This window comes from Curtobacterium sp. MCSS17_011, assembly GCF_003224275.1.
Lineage (GTDB): Bacteria > Actinomycetota > Actinomycetes > Actinomycetales > Microbacteriaceae > Curtobacterium.
In genome coordinates, this window is the sequence record NZ_QKLE01000009.1 from 1 (window position 1) to 15,994 (window position 15,994).

General features: G+C 70.8%; 14 protein-coding genes and 1 tRNA gene. 3 read left to right on the forward strand and 12 right to left on the reverse strand.

What is annotated here, in order from left to right; translation table 11 throughout:
• The 3 genes from DEJ17_RS08330 to DEJ17_RS08340 all read left to right on the forward strand — a co-directional run.
• Positions 1-1,377, forward strand: a 1,377-nt coding sequence (locus DEJ17_RS08330; protein WP_258366727.1) for an MFS transporter, incomplete at its 5' end; no start/stop codon positions are given.
• A 265-nt stretch (positions 1,378-1,642) separates the two neighbouring features.
• The gene (locus tag DEJ17_RS08335; protein WP_027466417.1) at positions 1,643-1,858 is read left to right on the forward strand and encodes a hypothetical protein; all 216 of its coding nucleotides are present in this window, start codon (positions 1,643-1,645) and stop codon (positions 1,856-1,858) included.
• A 7-nt stretch (positions 1,859-1,865) separates the two neighbouring features.
• Positions 1,866-3,719 carry an ABC transporter ATP-binding protein gene (locus DEJ17_RS08340; RefSeq protein WP_110892959.1) on the forward strand — a complete coding sequence of 618 codons (1,854 nt, stop codon included), beginning with the start codon at positions 1,866-1,868 and terminating at the stop codon, positions 3,717-3,719.
• Between the two features lie 41 nt (positions 3,720-3,760).
• On the opposite strand, the gene DEJ17_RS08345 is transcribed toward DEJ17_RS08340, so the two are convergent.
• From DEJ17_RS08345 to DEJ17_RS08400, 12 genes are all read right to left on the reverse strand, one after another.
• Positions 3,761-5,272 carry an NAD-dependent succinate-semialdehyde dehydrogenase gene (locus DEJ17_RS08345; protein ID WP_375342565.1) on the reverse strand — a complete coding sequence of 504 codons (1,512 nt, stop codon included), beginning with the start codon at positions 5,270-5,272 and terminating at the stop codon, positions 3,761-3,763.
• The gene (locus DEJ17_RS08350; protein WP_181421107.1) at positions 5,269-5,889 is read right to left on the reverse strand and encodes an isochorismatase family protein; all 621 of its coding nucleotides are present in this window, start codon (positions 5,887-5,889) and stop codon (positions 5,269-5,271) included. Before DEJ17_RS08350 ends, DEJ17_RS08345 begins: the two co-directional genes overlap by 4 nt.
• Positions 5,890-5,912: 23 nt before the next feature.
• The gene (gene dacB, locus DEJ17_RS08355) at positions 5,913-7,424 is read right to left on the reverse strand and encodes a D-alanyl-D-alanine carboxypeptidase/D-alanyl-D-alanine-endopeptidase (RefSeq protein ID WP_110892961.1); all 1,512 of its coding nucleotides are present in this window, start codon (positions 7,422-7,424) and stop codon (positions 5,913-5,915) included.
• 73 nt (positions 7,425-7,497) lie between these two features.
• Positions 7,498-8,493, reverse strand: a complete 996-nt coding sequence (locus DEJ17_RS08360; protein ID WP_110892963.1) for a Gfo/Idh/MocA family protein — start codon at positions 8,491-8,493, stop codon at positions 7,498-7,500.
• 52 nt (positions 8,494-8,545) lie between these two features.
• Entirely contained in the window at positions 8,546-9,106 is a 561-nt protein-coding gene (locus DEJ17_RS08365; protein WP_258366728.1) for a BLUF domain-containing protein, read from the reverse strand.
• Between the two features lie 69 nt (positions 9,107-9,175).
• On the reverse strand, positions 9,176-9,973 hold the full coding sequence (locus tag DEJ17_RS08370) for a glycoside hydrolase family 16 protein (protein ID WP_110892965.1): 798 nt from the start codon (positions 9,971-9,973) through the stop codon (positions 9,176-9,178).
• Between the two features lie 181 nt (positions 9,974-10,154).
• Positions 10,155-10,227: transfer RNA gene (locus DEJ17_RS08375), tRNA-Thr, on the reverse strand.
• A 44-nt stretch (positions 10,228-10,271) separates the two neighbouring features.
• The gene (locus DEJ17_RS08380) at positions 10,272-10,907 is read right to left on the reverse strand and encodes a TetR/AcrR family transcriptional regulator (protein ID WP_110892967.1); all 636 of its coding nucleotides are present in this window, start codon (positions 10,905-10,907) and stop codon (positions 10,272-10,274) included.
• A gap of 24 nt (positions 10,908-10,931) precedes the next feature.
• On the reverse strand, positions 10,932-12,074 hold the full coding sequence (locus tag DEJ17_RS08385; protein ID WP_110892969.1) for a DNA polymerase III subunit delta': 1,143 nt from the start codon (positions 12,072-12,074) through the stop codon (positions 10,932-10,934).
• 25 nt (positions 12,075-12,099) lie between these two features.
• The gene (tmk, locus tag DEJ17_RS08390; protein ID WP_110892971.1) at positions 12,100-12,735 is read right to left on the reverse strand and encodes a dTMP kinase; all 636 of its coding nucleotides are present in this window, start codon (positions 12,733-12,735) and stop codon (positions 12,100-12,102) included.
• Positions 12,732-15,557 carry a type I DNA topoisomerase gene (gene topA / locus DEJ17_RS08395; protein ID WP_110892973.1) on the reverse strand — a complete coding sequence of 942 codons (2,826 nt, stop codon included), beginning with the start codon at positions 15,555-15,557 and terminating at the stop codon, positions 12,732-12,734. Before topA ends, tmk begins: the two co-directional genes overlap by 4 nt.
• Entirely contained in the window at positions 15,533-15,982 is a 450-nt protein-coding gene (locus DEJ17_RS08400) for a hypothetical protein (RefSeq protein ID WP_181421108.1), read from the reverse strand. The genes topA and DEJ17_RS08400 overlap by 25 nt, the downstream gene beginning before the upstream one ends.
• Positions 15,983-15,994 lie beyond the last annotated feature (12 nt).

A 15,994-nucleotide genomic window follows, 5' to 3' on the forward strand; every position in this document is an offset into this window, starting at 1 on the left:
ACCGCCGCCCCGGCACCCGCAACCCCCACCTCCGCTCCGGCACCCGCCGGCAACCCGCGCTCCCGCGTCGTCATCGCCAGCCTCGTCGGCACGTCGATCGAGTTCTACGACTTCTACGTCTACGCGACCGCCGCGGTGCTCGTCTTCCCGACGCTGTTCTTCCCGAACGAGGACCCGACGGCCTCGCAGCTCTCGTCGTTCGTCACCTTCGCCCTGGCGTTCTTCGCCCGGCCGGTCGGGTCGATCATCTTCGGCCACTTCGGTGACCGGATCGGCCGCAAGACCACCCTCGTCGCGTCGCTGCTCGTGATGGGCACCGCCACGTTCCTGATCGGCTGCCTGCCGACGTTCGGCACCATCGGCGTCTGGGCCCCGATCCTGCTCGCCGTGATGCGCTTCGCCCAGGGCGTCGGGCTCGGCGGCGAGTGGTCCGGTGCAGCCCTGCTCGCGACCGAGAACGCACCGGCAGGCAAGCGCGGCGTGTTCGGCTCGATGCCGCAGCTCGGTGCCCCGATCGGCTTCCTGCTCGCCAACGGCCTGTTCATCGCGATCAACGCGGCGATGCCCGCCGGTGCCGACGGCACCCCGAACGCCGACTTCCAGGCCTGGGGCTGGCGCATCCCGTTCCTGCTCTCCGCCGTGCTCGTCATCATCGGCCTCTACGTGCGCTTCAAGCTCGTCGAGTCGCCGGTGTTCCGCGGCGTGCAGGAGTCCGGCACGGTCGCCAAGGTGCCGCTCGGCCGGGTGTTCCGCACCTCGTGGAGGGCCGTCATCGTCGGCACCTTCGGCATGGTCGCCACGTACGTGCTCTTCTACTTCATGACGACGTTCACCCTGTCGTACGGCACCACCGGTGCCGAGGCGAGCCCGCTCGTCCCGAAGATCGGCCTCGGCTACACCCGTGGCGAGTTCCTGACCCTGCTCATGATCGGCGTCGTGTTCTTCGGGATCTTCACGCCGATCGCGGGCCTGCTCGCCGACAGGTTCGGCCGCCGGAAGACCCTCATCCCGACCACCATCGGCATCGCCCTGTTCGGCCTGACGTTCCAGTTCTGGTTCGCCGCGTCGACCGGGCCGATCACCGTGGTGACGTTCCTCATCGTCGGGCTCTCGCTGATGGGGCTCACCTTCGGGCCGATGGGTGCGCTCCTGCCGGAGCTCTTCCCGACGAACGTCCGCTACACCGGCTCGGCCATCGCGTACAACGTCGCGTCGATCCTCGGTGCGTCGCTCGCCCCGACGATCGCGTTGGCACTCTGGAAGCCGGACGGCAACATCTTCCTGGTCGGCCTGTACCTGACGATCGCCGCCGTCGTGACGCTGGTCGCGCTGCTCTTCGTGCGCGAGACGAAGTCGAAGGACATCGCCGACGCCTGATCTGCGACGCATCCGCGGGACGGGAGGCCCGGTGCCAGCTGGCACCGGGCCTCCCGTCCGCCGTGTTCGCGCCTCGCGCCCCGCGCAACACGCCGTCGTGTCAGCAAGACGCCGCCTGGCCGCCGAGACGCCGCCGAATTCGGCGGCGTCTCGCGCGCGTGGCGGCGTCGAACGAAGACGCCGGCGTCGGCGCACCCGATGCAGCGCGGCGAGACGCGTCAACACAGGTTGACGGATGTCGGTGCGTCAATGTAGGTTGACACCCATGGACCGACCGACCATCACGAGCCTCGCGGCCGGAGCATCGGGGGACGACCCGTTCTCCGCCCTCGCCAACGTGCGGGAACTGCGCCGTGAGCTCGACCGGACCGAAGAGCTCGCCGCGCGACGTGCCCGCACCGCCGGCGCCTCGTGGCAGGAGATCGCGACGCTGCTCGGTGTCAGCCGACAGGCAGTGCACAAGAAGTACGGCAGAAACTAGGAACACGATGAGCTTCCCCTTCGCACGCCCGAAGACCTCCGACGGCCCCCGCGCCACGTTCGGTCGCCTGCTGTCCTACCTGTTCGAGAACAAGCCCGCGATGGTCGTGATCATCGTGCTGAGCATCCTCGGGGCGGGAGCCTCGCTCGCGCAGCCGCTCCTGGTCAACCAGGTCATCACCGCGGTGCAGCAGGGCGACACCCTCAGCACGCTCGTGTGGCTGCTGGTCGGGCTCGTCATCGTCGCCGGTGTGCTGAACGGTGTGCAGCACTTCCTGCTGCAGCGTGCGGGCGAGGGCGTCGTGCTCTCCACCCGCCGCAAGCTCATCGGCCGGATCCTCAACCTGCCGATCTCGGAGTTCGACACCCGCCGGACCGGTGACCTGGTGTCCCGCGTCGGCAGCGACACCACGCTCCTGCGTGCCGTCCTGACCCAGGGACTGATCGAGTCGATCGGAGGCGCCCTCACGTTCATCGGCGCCATCGTCGCGATGGCGGTCATCGACCCGCTGCTGCTCGGCATCGTGGTCGTCATCGTCCTGGTCGCCATCGTCGTCGTCGGTGGGCTGAGCCGTCGCATCCGGGTCGCGTCGAAGCGTGCGCAGGAGAAGGTCGGCGACCTCACCGCGGCCGTCGAACGCGGGATCGGCGCGGTCCGCACCATCCGAGCGGCCGGCGCCACCGAGCGAGAGGTGCACGAGGTCGACGGCCACGCGACAGAGGCCTACGAGCGCGGCCTCGACATCGCGAAGATGTCCGCGTTCGTCGTCCCCGTCGCGAGCATCGTCATGCAGGTCGCGTTCATCGTCGTCCTCGGTGTCGGCGGCGCACAGGTCGCAGCGGGCACCATCACCATCGCGACGCTGATCACGTTCATCCTGCTGTTGTTCATGATGATCATGCCCCTCGGCCAGGCCATGGGCGCGGTGGTGGCCGTCGCGCAGGCACTCGGTGCCCTCGGTCGCATCGAGGAGATCCTGCACCTGCCGACCGAGTCCCAGGCCGACGACTCCGTGCACCCCGCCCCGGCGGTCGCCACCGACGATGCCATCGCCTTCGAACACGTTTCGTTCCGCTACCAGGCTCCGGCGGATGCGTCCGGTGCCGACGGCGCCGTCGGATCCGTCACCGCAGACCGCCCAGGAGGCCCGGATCACTTCGACGACGAGCGCCCGGCTGACGACGTGGTGCTTCACGACGTCTCGTTCCGCGTTCCCCGCGGCTCGCGCGTCGCACTCGTGGGCCCGTCCGGTGCCGGCAAGTCGACGACCCTGGCCCTGATCGAGCGGTTCTACGACCCCACCGACGGGGTCATCCGCCTGGGCGGCATCGACGTCCGCGGCATGGACCGCGACGAGCTGCGTGCCCAGATCGGCTACGTCGAGCAGGACGCGCCCGTGCTCGCTGGCACGATCCGCGCCAACCTGCTGCTCGGGTCACCGGACGCCACCGAGGACGACTGCGTCCGGGTGCTCGAGGCGGTCAACCTCGGCGAGGTCCTGCACCGCGACCCCCGCGGTCTCGACGCGCAGGTCGGTGAGGACGGCGTGATGCTCTCCGGTGGGGAGCGGCAGCGCCTGGCCATCGCGCGCGCGCTGCTCGCCGCTCCCCCGATCCTGCTGCTCGACGAGTCGACGTCGTCCCTCGACGGCGTCAACGAGCAGAAGATGCGGCTCGCGATCGACGCCGTCGCCGAGGACCGCACCCTGCTCGTGATCGCACACCGACTGTCGACCGTGGTCGACTCCGACGTGATCGTCGTGCTCGAGCACGGTCGAGTGGTCGGCAGCGGCACGCACTCCGAGCTCGTCGAGTCGACTCCGCTCTACCGCGACCTGGCGAAGCACCAGCTGCTCGTGTGAGTTCGGGGACGGCCGCGGGCACCGCGGCCGTCCCCGTCGGATCAGGCGGCGAACGGGTCCGGCGTCAGCACGTAGACGGTCTCGAGGTACTCCTCGATGCCCTCGTGCGAGCCCTCGCGGCCGAGGCCGGAGGACTTCACACCGCCGAACGGGAACGCCGCGTTCGACACCACCCCTGTGTTCAGACCGAGCATGCCCGTCTCCAGGCGCTCGGCGAGCCGCTGGCCGCGCCGGAAGTCGGTCGTGAAGGCGTAGGCGACGAGACCGTACTCGGTGTCGTTCGCGAGCCGGATGCCCTCGTCCTCGGTGGCGAAGCGCGTGACCGAGGCGACCGGCCCGAAGATCTCCGTCGTCATGATCTCCGACCCGGGCTGCACGTCGTCGATGACCGTCGCCTCGTAGAACGTGCCCGGGCGGTCGATCCGGTGGCCACCGGTGACGAGCCGCGCGCCCCGGCCGAGGGCGTCGTCGACGAGTCCGGCCGCCTTGTCCACGGCGCGGTCGTCGATGAGCGGTCCGAGCGTCGTGCCGTCCTCGGTGCCCCGGCCGACGCGCAGGGCGTCCACCTTCGCAGTGAGGGCTGCGACGAACGCGTCGGCGATGCCGTCCTGCACGAAGAACCGGTTCGCGGCGGTGCAGGCCTCGCCCGTGTTCCGGAACTTGGCGAGCATCGCGGCATCCACGGCCTTGTCGAGGTCGGCGTCGTCGAACACGAGCAGCGGGGCGTTGCCGCCGAGTTCCATGCTCGTCTTCAGCACGTTGTCCGCCGCCTGCTTGAGCAGTGCCGAGCCGACCGGAGTCGAGCCCGTGAACGTCAGCTTGCGCAGGCGCGGGTCGGCGATGATCGGCTCGGACAGCCCCTTGGCGTCGGTCGAGGGGATCACGTTGAGCACGCCGTCCGGCAGCCCGGCACGGCGGAACAGCTCGACCAGGAACAGGGTCGTCAGCGGGGTGAGGTCCGCCGGCTTCGCGACGACCGTGCACCCGGCAGCGAGGGCCGGACCGATCTTCCGGGTCGCCATCGCGAGCGGGAAGTTCCACGGCGTGATCGCGTACACGGGGCCGACCGGACGCTTCAGCACGATCGCCCGGCCGGTGCCCTCGGGGTTCGTGCGGTAGTCGCCGGTGATGCGGACCGCTTCTTCCGAGAACCAGCGCAGGAACTCGCCGCCGTACGTGACCTCGCCGCGGGCCTCGGCCAGGGGCTTGCCCATCTCGAGCGACATCAGGGCCGCCAGGTCCTCGGCGTGCTCGTGCACCAGGTCGAAGGCCCGACGCAGGATGTCGGAGCGCGTGCGCGGGGCGGTGGCGGCCCAGGACTCCTGCGCGGCGGCCGCGGCGTCGAGGGCGGCGATGCCGTCCTCGGGGGTGGCGTCGGCGACCTCGGCCAGGACGGCGCCGGTCGACGGGTCGTGCACGGCGAACGTGGACCCGCTCGACGAGGCGCGCCACGTGCCGCCGATGAAGAGTCCGGTGGGGACGCCCTCGACGCGGACGTGCTCGTCGGCGACGGTGGTTGTGGTGGTGGTTTCGTTCGTGGTGGTGTCGGTCACAGTCGTGCTCCTCCTGGGTTCGCGAGGCCCTCGTCCATGTCGCTGCGGTCGACGTGCCCGCCGGCCACCCGGATCTCGTCGAGCGCCCGGGCGCTGCGCTCGGCGTCGACCCCGGCCACCAGGTCCTCGTACACGGCGACGTCGAGTCCAGCGGCACGCGCGTCGAGTGCCGAGGCTCGGACGCAGTGGTCGGTCGCGATGCCGACGACGTCGATCGTGTGCACGCGGCGCTCGGCGAGCACGTCGGCCAGCGGGACGCCCGCGTCGGTCACGGCCTGGAACGCCGAGTAGTCCGGCGTGCCCTGGCCCTTGAGGACGTCGACGTCGATCAGGGCGGTGTCGAGATCGGGGTGGTAGTCGGCGCCGGGCGTCCCGGCGACGCAGTGCACCGGCCACGTGTCGACGAAGTCGGGTCCGCCGGGTCCGGCGAAGTGTCCACCGTTGTCGTCGTCCCCGTGGTGCCAGTCGCGGGACGCCACGATGAGGTCGTACTCGTCACCGTGCCGACCGAGGAACGCGGTGATGCGCTTCGCGAGCGCCGCTCCCCCGGTGACCGCGAGCGCACCGCCTTCGGTGAAGTCGTTCTGGACGTCCACGACGAGCAGTGCTCTTGCCATGGGCCCAACCAACACCCGTCGGCTCAGGAGCCGGTGAGCTTGCTCCCGCACGAGTAGGTCGCGGCGGTCACCGCGTCGAGTGCCGGCAGTGCCGCCGCACGCGGCGAACCGATGGCGTAGAAGGCGAAGGTCAACCGGGACCCGTCGGCGGCGTCGATGTAGCCGCCGAGGGTGTTCGCGCTGTCGATCCAGCCCGTCTTCGCGTGCACCTTGCCACGGGCGACCGCGTTCGCGCCGGTGAACCGGCTGGCGAGGGTGCCGGACTGGCCGGACACCGGCAGGGCGTTCGCGAGCGTGCCGAGGCCCTTCGCGCCGGAGGCGACCTGCACCATCAGGTGCGCGACGAACTCCGGCGACACGGCGTTCGAGGCGCTCTCGCCCGAGCCGTCCTTGATCACGATGCCGGCCGGGTCGAGGCCGTAGGACCGCAGCGCCGACTGGTACACGGACGACAGCGACGCCGCCGAGCCGTTCGATCCGGACTCCTTGGAGGACACCCGGGCGAGCATCTCCGCCAGGGTGTTGTCCGAGTTCGGGATCATCTGCCCGATGAGCGTCGACACCGGCTGCGAGGACACCGTGGCGATCGTCTCGGTGCCCGTGGTCGCCCGCTTGACGATCTGCGCGGACGCGGCGCCGGCGACGCCGGCGTTCGCCAGCGCCGTCCGGAAGGCGATGCCGGCTCGTCCGACCGGGTCCTCCGACCGCGGCGAGGTCGCCGCGGCGGGGTTCGCCCGGTCACCGTCGACCATCAGCGCCGTGACCTTCGGCTGGTACCCGATGGTGCGCTCGGACACCGGCCACGTGGGGTCCCAGGCGTCGGCGTCGCTCCAGTACGAGTCGTCGGTGACGATCGTGGTGACCGGGGTGTCGCCGACCTTCGCCTTCACCTGCTGCGCGAGCTGGGCGAGGGTCGGGGCGCCCGGGTACACCGTGCCACCGCCGGCGGACAGCGTCGCGTCGCCGTGTCCGACAAGGGCGACGGTGTTCGCGGACTCCCGTGCGACGGTCGTCGGGATGCGGTGGTCGCCCCCGAGCACCGACAGCGCGGTCGCCGAGGTCAGGGTCTTCATGACGCTGCCGGTCTGGGCGGCCCGCTCGCCGTGCTTGGAGAACAGGACCTTGCCCGTCTTCGCGTCCATCACGTACCCCTCGAAGTCGCCGAGGCCGCTCGCCGACGCAGCCGTCGCGATCGAGCAGGTCCGGAGCGCGGACGGACCGGCGAGGTCGTCCGGCACCGCGCGGGCGTCGGGGGTCGGGGCGGGGGACGGCTTCGTGGTCGGGCGCTTCGTGGTGGTCGTCCGGTCCGGAGCCGAGGACGCGGTCCGGGTCGGGCTCGGCGCCGCAGCGGTCCAGGAGTCCGCAGTCGTGGCCGCCGCGACGGCGACGGCCCCACCGGAGCCGACCACGAGCAGCGCCGCGAGACCACCGGCGATCCAGGGGACCGGGCGTCGCGCGGCGGAGGCGCGCACCGCAGTGACGGCGGTGCGGAACCGCTCCGGGACGGAACGCGGGGTGGGCTGCTGCTCGGACATCGCGACCGATCCTACGGAACTGCGGCAGGAGCCTCCAGGCCGGATCCGGGATCCGTGGCGGACGGGAGCCGGATCAGGGAGCCGTGACCGGACCGTCGGCCGGGTACCGGACCCCGACCTGGCGTCGCGCCTCGTCGAGCACCGCCATGATCGCGACGGTCTCGTCCGGGTCCATCGGGCCGCCGTCGTGGCGGCCCGACGTGATCATCGTCTCGAAGGCGCGGGCCTCGTGCTCGTAGCCGGCGAGTTCCTCGCGACCGTCGAACTCCTCGACGACGGCTCCGTCGCGATCGCGGATCCGCCAGGTGGTCGGCGTGTACCAGGTGGAGTCGAGGTCGATGCGGCCGGTCTCGCCGATGATCGATGCCGTGTTCGGGCTGCGCAGGTCCATCCCGAAGTGGATCATCGACTGCGCGCCGCCCGCGTGGGTCATGACCAGGCCCATCTGCTCGTCGACGCCCTGCTCGCTCAACGTGCCCGCCGCGACGAGCGCGGTCGGCACCCCGAGCACGTCCACCGCGAAGGACACCGGGTAGATCCCGAGGTCGAGCATCGCTCCCCCACCGAGTGCCGGGTCGCGCAACCGGTGGCCGGGATCCGTCGGGAGGGCCTGGTGGTGGGTCGCCTCGACGACCATCGGGCGACCGATCCGTCCCTCGGCGACCACCTGGCGGATCATCGCCGTCTGCGGCAGGAAGCGGGTCCACATCGCCTCCATCACCGCGACGCCCGCCTGTCGGGCGGCGTCGACGACCGTGCGGGCCTCGGTGGCGGTCATCGTGAAGGCCTTCTCGACCAGGACGTGCTTGCCCGCCCGGATCGCGAGGAGGGCGTCCTCGGCGTGCCGGACGTGCGGGGTCGCGACGTAGACCGCGTCGACCCCGTCGTCCGCGACGAGGTCCTCGTAGGAACCGTGCGCCCGCTCGATCCCGAACTCAGCCGCGAAGGCGTCGGCGTGTTCTCGGCTCCGACTGCCCACGGCCGTGAACGCGATGCCGGCCGCAGCGCAGTCAGCCACGAAGGACCGTGCGATGCCGCCTGTACCGATGACTCCCCAGCGAACCGTCATGGCTCCTGTCTACCAGCGCGGGGTGGGCCGTGGCGGGGACTGCCTCGGGCCGTCAGCGACGGTGCTTGCCCAGCGCAGCGTCGGGGGATGCCATGGGGTGGTTCCGGAACCAGCGCAGGAGCTCACGGGCGCGACTCGTGTCCGCGCTGGTGTCCCCCTCGGCGAGGAACGAGTCGAACCCGTCGGGCAGGTCGGCATCGGGCTCGCGGTGGAACGCCATCTTCCACTCGCCGAAGCGCGGGGTGTGGATGCGCTCCTCGACCAGCAGGCCGACGTCGGTGTGCCGCGGATCGTCGATGATGCGCTGGTACGTCTGGAGCACTGCCACCTCGGGGCCCTCGAGCAGCTGCATGAACCGGCCGTCCTTGTAGACGAGCAGACCGGACAGGCCGGACTCCGCGTTGCGGACCCGTGCGTGCTCGAGCAGTGCATCGAGCCGATCCTGGTCGAACACCTCGTTCGCTGCGCTCATGTAGACCAGGGACAGCAGCATGACGACCTCTCGGAGACGACGGAACGGGTTCTCTTCCATCGTGGCCCGAGCCGACGACGCCGGGCAGCCCCAGAACGGGGAACGGTCCCACCCGCGCACCCGCATCGAGGTTCGGGTCATCGACGCGAGCACACGGGTGTCGGGTCGTACGACCGGACTGATTCGGAGCCCCCGTCCGGGGGGTTTGGTTCACTTCGTGTCGTAGGTGCGGACCCAGTCGATCTGGACGTGCCCCGGGTCTCCCCAGTTGCCGATCTGGAACATGTAACGGTGCGGGGTGGTGGGCACGTTGCGCGGCACCGTGAACACGAGCTCGCCGTCGAGGTAGTACCGGATGATCTTCCCCGGCACCCACTCCGTCGTGTAGGTGTGCCAGTCGTTCCAGGACACCCGCGTGTTGTAGTGCTCGGTGCGGCGTTCGAGTCCTTCGAGCATCGAGTGGTGGAAGACCCGCGGTGAGCCTTCGAACTGCCCCTCCGGGTAGTTCAGCTCGCCATCGGCCCAGGCGTTCGACGTCGGCCAGAGCATCACGGCGATCCCGTTGCCGTCCCCGCCGGTGGCCCGGGCACGGATGCTGAAGGTGCCGCCGACGTGTGACCAGGCACCGGTGGGCGTGCCGAACGTGCCGGCAGCGCCGTGCTCACCGTCCATCGCGACGTCCAGGTAGCCGTCGTGGGCGCTGATGAGCTTGTCCGAGTAGTACTTGCCGCCGGTGCCGTCGGGGTAGGGCTGCCACGAGTTCCGGTACGTCTGGGCGAAGGGACCACCGGCCGCGGCAGGGGTGTCGAAGTCCTCGGAGAAGGTCGGCTCACGGTCCGCCAGGTACGCCGGGCCGGTCGGGGACGCCGTCGGGGTCGCGGACGAGCGCGCGCCCGGCGACGAGGTCGACGCGGAGGTCGCGCGGGACTCGGGCACGGCTGCCGCGGTCACCGCGAGCGCACCGGCGGTGGCGGCGACCAGGACGACGACCAGGACACGCTTCAGCACGGCGTCGCCGCCGGTGGAGCGCTGGGCTGGTGGTCGGTCATGGTGTCCCCCGTATCGCGGACAAGGCTAGCCCGCGCAGAGGCCCGGCGTCTGTCCCTCGGCCGAGGGACACGGCTTTCGTCCGGAATACGAAAACCCCGGTCAGAGCCACTTCGAGTGGGCCTGACCGGGGCGCTCACGGAGCCGCCTGTCGGAATCGAACCGACGACCTATTCATTACGAGTGAATCGCTCTACCGACTGAGCTAAGGCGGCGCACACTCCATGTCCGGAGTGGCACGAGCAATGACTATACAGGGTCAGACGAGTGAACGCGAAACCAGCGCGCCGAGCTCGGAGAACGACCGTTCGAGCTCGTCGACGAGGTGTGTCCCTGCTTCGGAACCCGACCACTCCCACCATGCGTGACGCAGGGCGGCGAGGGCGACGATGGCCGCGAGACCCGCCCGACGACGGAGCGCCTCGGCGTCCGCGGCGAGCTCCGGGTCGGCCTGTTCGAGCCGGCGGGTGACCGCCGTCTGCAACTCCGCCTGGAACTCCTTCATCGACGCCATCCGACGGCTGAACAGCTCCGGGTTCGCGCGGAGGACCTGCTGCCGCTCCTCGATGAGCCCACGCTCCTCGATGAGTTCGCGCGTGGAGTGCACGAGCAGCGCGCCGATGTCCGCGAGCAGGTCGCCGCTCGGACCGCCGTCGACGAACGCCTGCAACGCGGCGTCGTCCGGCAGCTGCGGGTCGTCCCCGAGGATCGCCTGCTCCTTGCTCGGGAAGTAGTTGAAGAACGTCCGGGGCGAGACGTCGGCGCGGCGGGAGATCTCGTCCACCGTGACCGCGCCGAGCCCGTCCTCGATGGCGATCCGGAGCGCAGCCTGCTGGATGGCGCGCCGGGTGGCGCGGCGCTTCCGTTCGCGCAGGCCGGGTTCAGCGTCGGGCATGCCGTGATTGTCGCACGCCTGGCGTCAGCGGCGAGCGCGGGCGATGGTGACGAGCAGCGCTTCGAGCGCCAGGAGCGCCGCTACGTTCGCGGCGATGCGCTGGCGTGCCAGGGCCACGGCGTCCAGCACCTCGAGCGCGGCAGCGGGCGGGGTCGTCGGCAGCGCCTGCTCGAGCTGGTCTCGCATGGCCAGGTTGACCGGTCCGGCCGGGGCGCCGAGACCGAGCAGGAGCAGGTCGCGGTACAGCGACGAGACGTCCACCAGGATCCGGTCGAGTCCGTCGCGCAGGCTACGGGTCGCCCGGCGTTTCTGGTCGTCCTCCAGGGCACGGAGCTGCGAACGGAGCGCCGGCGGGATCGTCCCACCGGGTTCGACCCCGAGCGAGCGCAGGGCGGCGTCGCGTTCTTCGGAGTCGCGCTGCTCGGTGATGGACTTGGCGTCTTCGTCGGCGACCGCGAGGAGTTCGGCCGCCGCCATGACGGCATCACCCACGCTCCGCACACCGAGCACGGTCATCAGGGTGCGGCGGCGACGATCACGGGCCGGTTCGCTGGTGGCGAGGCGTTGCGCCATGCCGATGTGGCTCTGTGCCTGCCGGGCGGCGTCCATCGCGATGGCGCGGTCGACACCGGTCCGGGCGACGAGCAGGTCGGCGACGGACTCGATGCCGGGCACGCGCAGGCGGACCGAGCGGACGCGCGACCGGATCGTCGGCAACAGGTCGGCTTCACTCGGGGCGCAGAGGATCCAGACCGTGCGCTCCGGTGGTTCCTCGAGCGCCTTGAGCAGCAGGTTCGAGGTGCGCTCGGTCATGCGGTCGGCGTCCTCGATGATGACGACGCGGTAGCGCCCCACCGACGGCGAGTAGTACGACGAGGTGACGAGCTGCCGGATCTCGTCGATCGTGATGATGACACGCTGGGTCGTGAGCACCGACACGTCGGGGTGGGTCTTCGCGGTGATCTGCCGCAGGGTGTGGTCGTCGTCGGGGCCGTTGCCCACGAGCGCCGCGGCGAAGGCCGTCGCCACGTTCGACCGCCCCGACCCGGGCGGGCCCGTGATGAGCCACGAGTGGGTCATGCCGCCGGTGCCGTCGGTCGACTCGGCCGCGTTGCGCAGCGACGCGACCGCTTCTTCCTGCCCGGTCAGCCCGTCCCACACGCTCACGGGATCATCCTGTCAGTGACCACCGTCATGCCGCGTCGATCGCGACGAGCGGGGCGACCGCCGCACGGACGGCGCGTTGCACGGCGTCGGTCGGGGCCGAGGCGTCGACCACCAGGAAGCGCGCCGGCTCGGCCTCGGCCATCTCGCGGAAGGCCTGCCGGACGGACTCGTGGAACGCCGCAGCCTCGGACTCGAGGCGGTCGAAGGTGTCCCCCCGCGCCGCGGCCACCCGGGCGCGTCCGATGGTGACGTCGAGGTCGAGCAGGATCGTGAGGTCCGGTGCCAGACCGTCCGCTGCCCACTCCGAGACGGAGCGGACCTGCTCAGCGCCGAGCCCGCGCGCGACGCCCTGGTAGGCGACGGACGAGTCGATGTAGCGGTCCTGCAGGACGACCTCGCCACGTGCGATCGCCGGACGGACGACCGTCTCGACGTGCTGGGCACGGTCGGCCGCGTACAGCAGCGCCTCGGCCCGCGGCGCGACGTGGCCCCGCTCGTGCAGGACCATCTCGCGGATCCGGACGCCGAGGTCGGTGCCGCCGGGTTCGCGGGTCCGCACGACCGTCCGACCGTGCGCACCGAGCCACGCCGAGAGCAGCTCAGCCTGGGTCGTCTTGCCCGCGCCGTCGCCGCCCTCGAGCGTGATGAAGCGACCGGTCACTTCTTCTTGGCCGCCGTCCGACGAGCCGGGGTCTTCTTCTTGACCGGCCCCTTGGCGCGCTTGTCGGCGATGAGCTGGACGGCGCGCGCGTGGTCGACCGCCTCGACGTCCTCGCCCTTCGGGATGGTCGCGTTCGTCTCGCCGTCGGTGACGTACGGGCCGAACCGGCCGTCCTTCATCTTGATCGGCTTGCCGGACACCGGATCGGCGTCGAACTCCTTGAGCGCGGCGCTCGCGGTGCGGTTGCCGCCGTACTTCGGCTGCGCGAACAGCTCGAGTGCGCCGGGCAGGTCGATGTCGAAGATCGCGTCCTCACCGGGCAGGGTCCGGGTGTCGGTCCCCTTCTTCAGGTACGGCCCGTACCGCCCGTTCTGCGCCGTGATGTCGTTGCCCGTCTCCGGGTCCTGGCCGACGACACGGGGCAGGTCGAGGAGCTTCAGCGCGGTCTCGAGGTCGACGGTCTGCGGGTCCATCGACTTGAAGAGCGAGGCGGTGCGTTCCTTCGGCGCCGCGGCCTTCTTCGTCGTCTTCTTCGCGGGCGCCTTCTTCGGGGAGGCCTTCTTCGCGGTCGCCGACGACGTCTCGCTCGTCGCGGTCGCAGCAGCCGCGTCGGCCGCGGGGGCCTCTGCCGCTGCGGGCGCTTCGACGACCTCGCCGGTCTTCGGGTCCACGGTGGGTTCGGGCTCCGGGGTGCGCTCGGTGACGTAGGGGCCGAAGCGGCCGTCCTTCGCCAGGACTTCCTTCCCGGTCTCCGGGTTGACCCCGACGACGCGGTCGCCGATCACCGGAGCGTCGACGAGCTCCTTCGCCTTCTCGACGGTCAGTTCGTCGGGAGCGAGGTCCTCGGGCACGTTGACGCGGCGCGGCTTCTCGGGGTCGTCGCTCGGCACCTCGATGTAGGGGCCGTACCGACCGATCCGGAGCGTGAGGCCCGGAGCCAGCTCGACCGAGTTGATCTCGCGGGCGTCGATCTCACCGAGGTTGTCGATGACCGTCCGCAGGCCGCGCTGGTCGTCGTCACCGCCACCGAAGTAGAAGCCCTTGAGCCAGTCCACCCGGTCAGCGTCGCCGCGGGCGATGCGGTCGAGGTCTTCTTCCATCTCGGCGGTGAAGTCGTACTCCACGAGCTCGCCGAAGTACTCCTCGAGCAGGCGAACCACGCTGAACGCGATCCAGTTCGGCACCAGCTGCGTGCCGCGGAGCGAGACGTAGCCGCGGTCGATGATCGTCGGGCTGATCGTGGGGTAGGTCGACGGACGCCCGATCCCCAGCTCTTCCAGCGTCTTGATGAGGCTCGCCTCGGTGAAACGCGGCGGCGGGGTGGTGTCGTGCCCCTTCGCCTCGACGTCGGTGACCGCGAGGTGCTCGCCCTGGGCGACGTTGGGCAGGGCGACGTCCTGGCCCGCACGCTCGGAGGACTCGTGGCGGTCCTCGTCGCGGCCTTCTTCGTACGCGCTGAGGAAGCCGCGGAACGTGATGACGGTGCCGGACGCGGTGAACTCGGCGTCGGTGCCGTTCGCGGTCGAGGCGATGCCCTCGACCGGCTCGGTGGAGGAGATGCCGAGCACGATCGACGCGGTCGAACCCTTCGCGTCCGCCATCTGGGACGCGATGGTGCGCTTCCAGATGAGGTCGTAGAGGCGCCACTCGACACCGGTGAGGGTGCCCTGCAGGTCCTGCGGGGTGCGGAAGGAGTCGCCAGCGGGCCGGATCGCCTCGTGCGCCTCTTGCGCGTTCTTGCTCTTGCTCGCGTACACGCGGGGCTTGTCGGGCACGGTGGCCGAGCCGTACAGGTCCGCTGCCTGCTTGCGGGCCGCGTCGATGGCCTGCTTCGAGAGCGAGACCGAGTCGGTACGGATGTAGGTGATGTAGCCGTTCTCGTACAGGGTCTGCGCAGCGCGAGCGGTCTGTCGCGGGGACAGACGGAGCTTGCGCGCGGCTTCCTGCTGGAGCGTCGACGTGGTGAACGGCGCGGCCGGACGTCGCGTGTACGGCTTCGAGTCGACGCTGCGGACGGTGGCGTCACCGGCGCGCTCGAGGACCGTCGTCAGCGACGCGGCAGCGGCCTGGTCGAGCCGGACGACGTCACCGCTGAGCGTGCCGCGGTCGTCGAAGTCACGGCCGGAGGCGACGCGGGTGCCGTGGATCCGGGCGAGTCGCGCCGAGAAGGAGGACTCGCCGGCCTTCTCGAACCGGGCGGAGAGGTCCCAGTAGTTGGCGGACACGAAGGCCAGGCGCTCGCGCTCGCGGTCGACGACGAGCCGGGTGGCGGCGGACTGCACGCGGCCGGCGGACAGCCCCGGGGCGACCTTGCGCCACAGGACCGGGGAGACCTCGTACCCGTACAGACGGTCGAGGATGCGGCGGGTCTCCTGCGCGTCGACGAGGGCGGTGTCGAGCTCACGGGTAGCTTCCTGCGCGCGCTGGATGGCCTCCTTCGTGATCTCGTGGAAGACCATCCGCTTGACGGGGACCTTCGGCTTCAGGACCTGCAGCAGGTGCCACGCGATCGCTTCACCCTCGCGGTCTTCATCTGTTGCGAGGTAGAGCTCGTCGGCGTCCTTCAGGGCGCGCTTCAGCTCGGAGACGGTCTTCTTCTTGGCGTCGGACACGACGTAGTACGGCTCGAAGCCGTTGTCGACGTCCACCGAGAACTTGCCGAGGGAGCCCTTCTTGAGCTCGGCCGGCAGGTTCTTCGGCTCGACGAGGTCGCGGATGTGTCCGACCGAGGCCTGGACTTCGTATCCGTCACCGAGGTATTGCGCGATCGTCTTCGCCTTCGCAGGGCTCTCGACGATCACGAGCTTCTTCGTGCCTGGCACGTGTCTCCTTGATCGATGGTGCTGATCGGCCCTGTCCACGAGCGTGTCCGGGTCGACCGGGACATCGGTGACCGCGGGCCGACAGGCACACCATACACATAGTGTTCGGGCGGGTCGCCTGCCGGACCGGCCACCGCGAGTGCGTCGACGACGAACGGACCGGTGCCCACGACCACGCGGACGCGGGCCGTGGTGGCGACGAGCTCGCAGGCGTCGAGGGTGGCCCCGTTCGCCGTGGCGATCCGGGTGGCGACCGCGCAGGGCTCCCCCGGTACCAGCCCGGTGGCGGCCGCCGCGGTGCCCACGGCGGCCGCGTCGGCGGCGCCCTGGGCGCGGAGGGCCTGCGTGCGGTGGCCGGCTGCGGCGAGCGCCGCCGACCCGACGAGGAACCCCACGCCGAGGACCGCCACGAGCAGCACGGTCACCGAGCCCCGTTG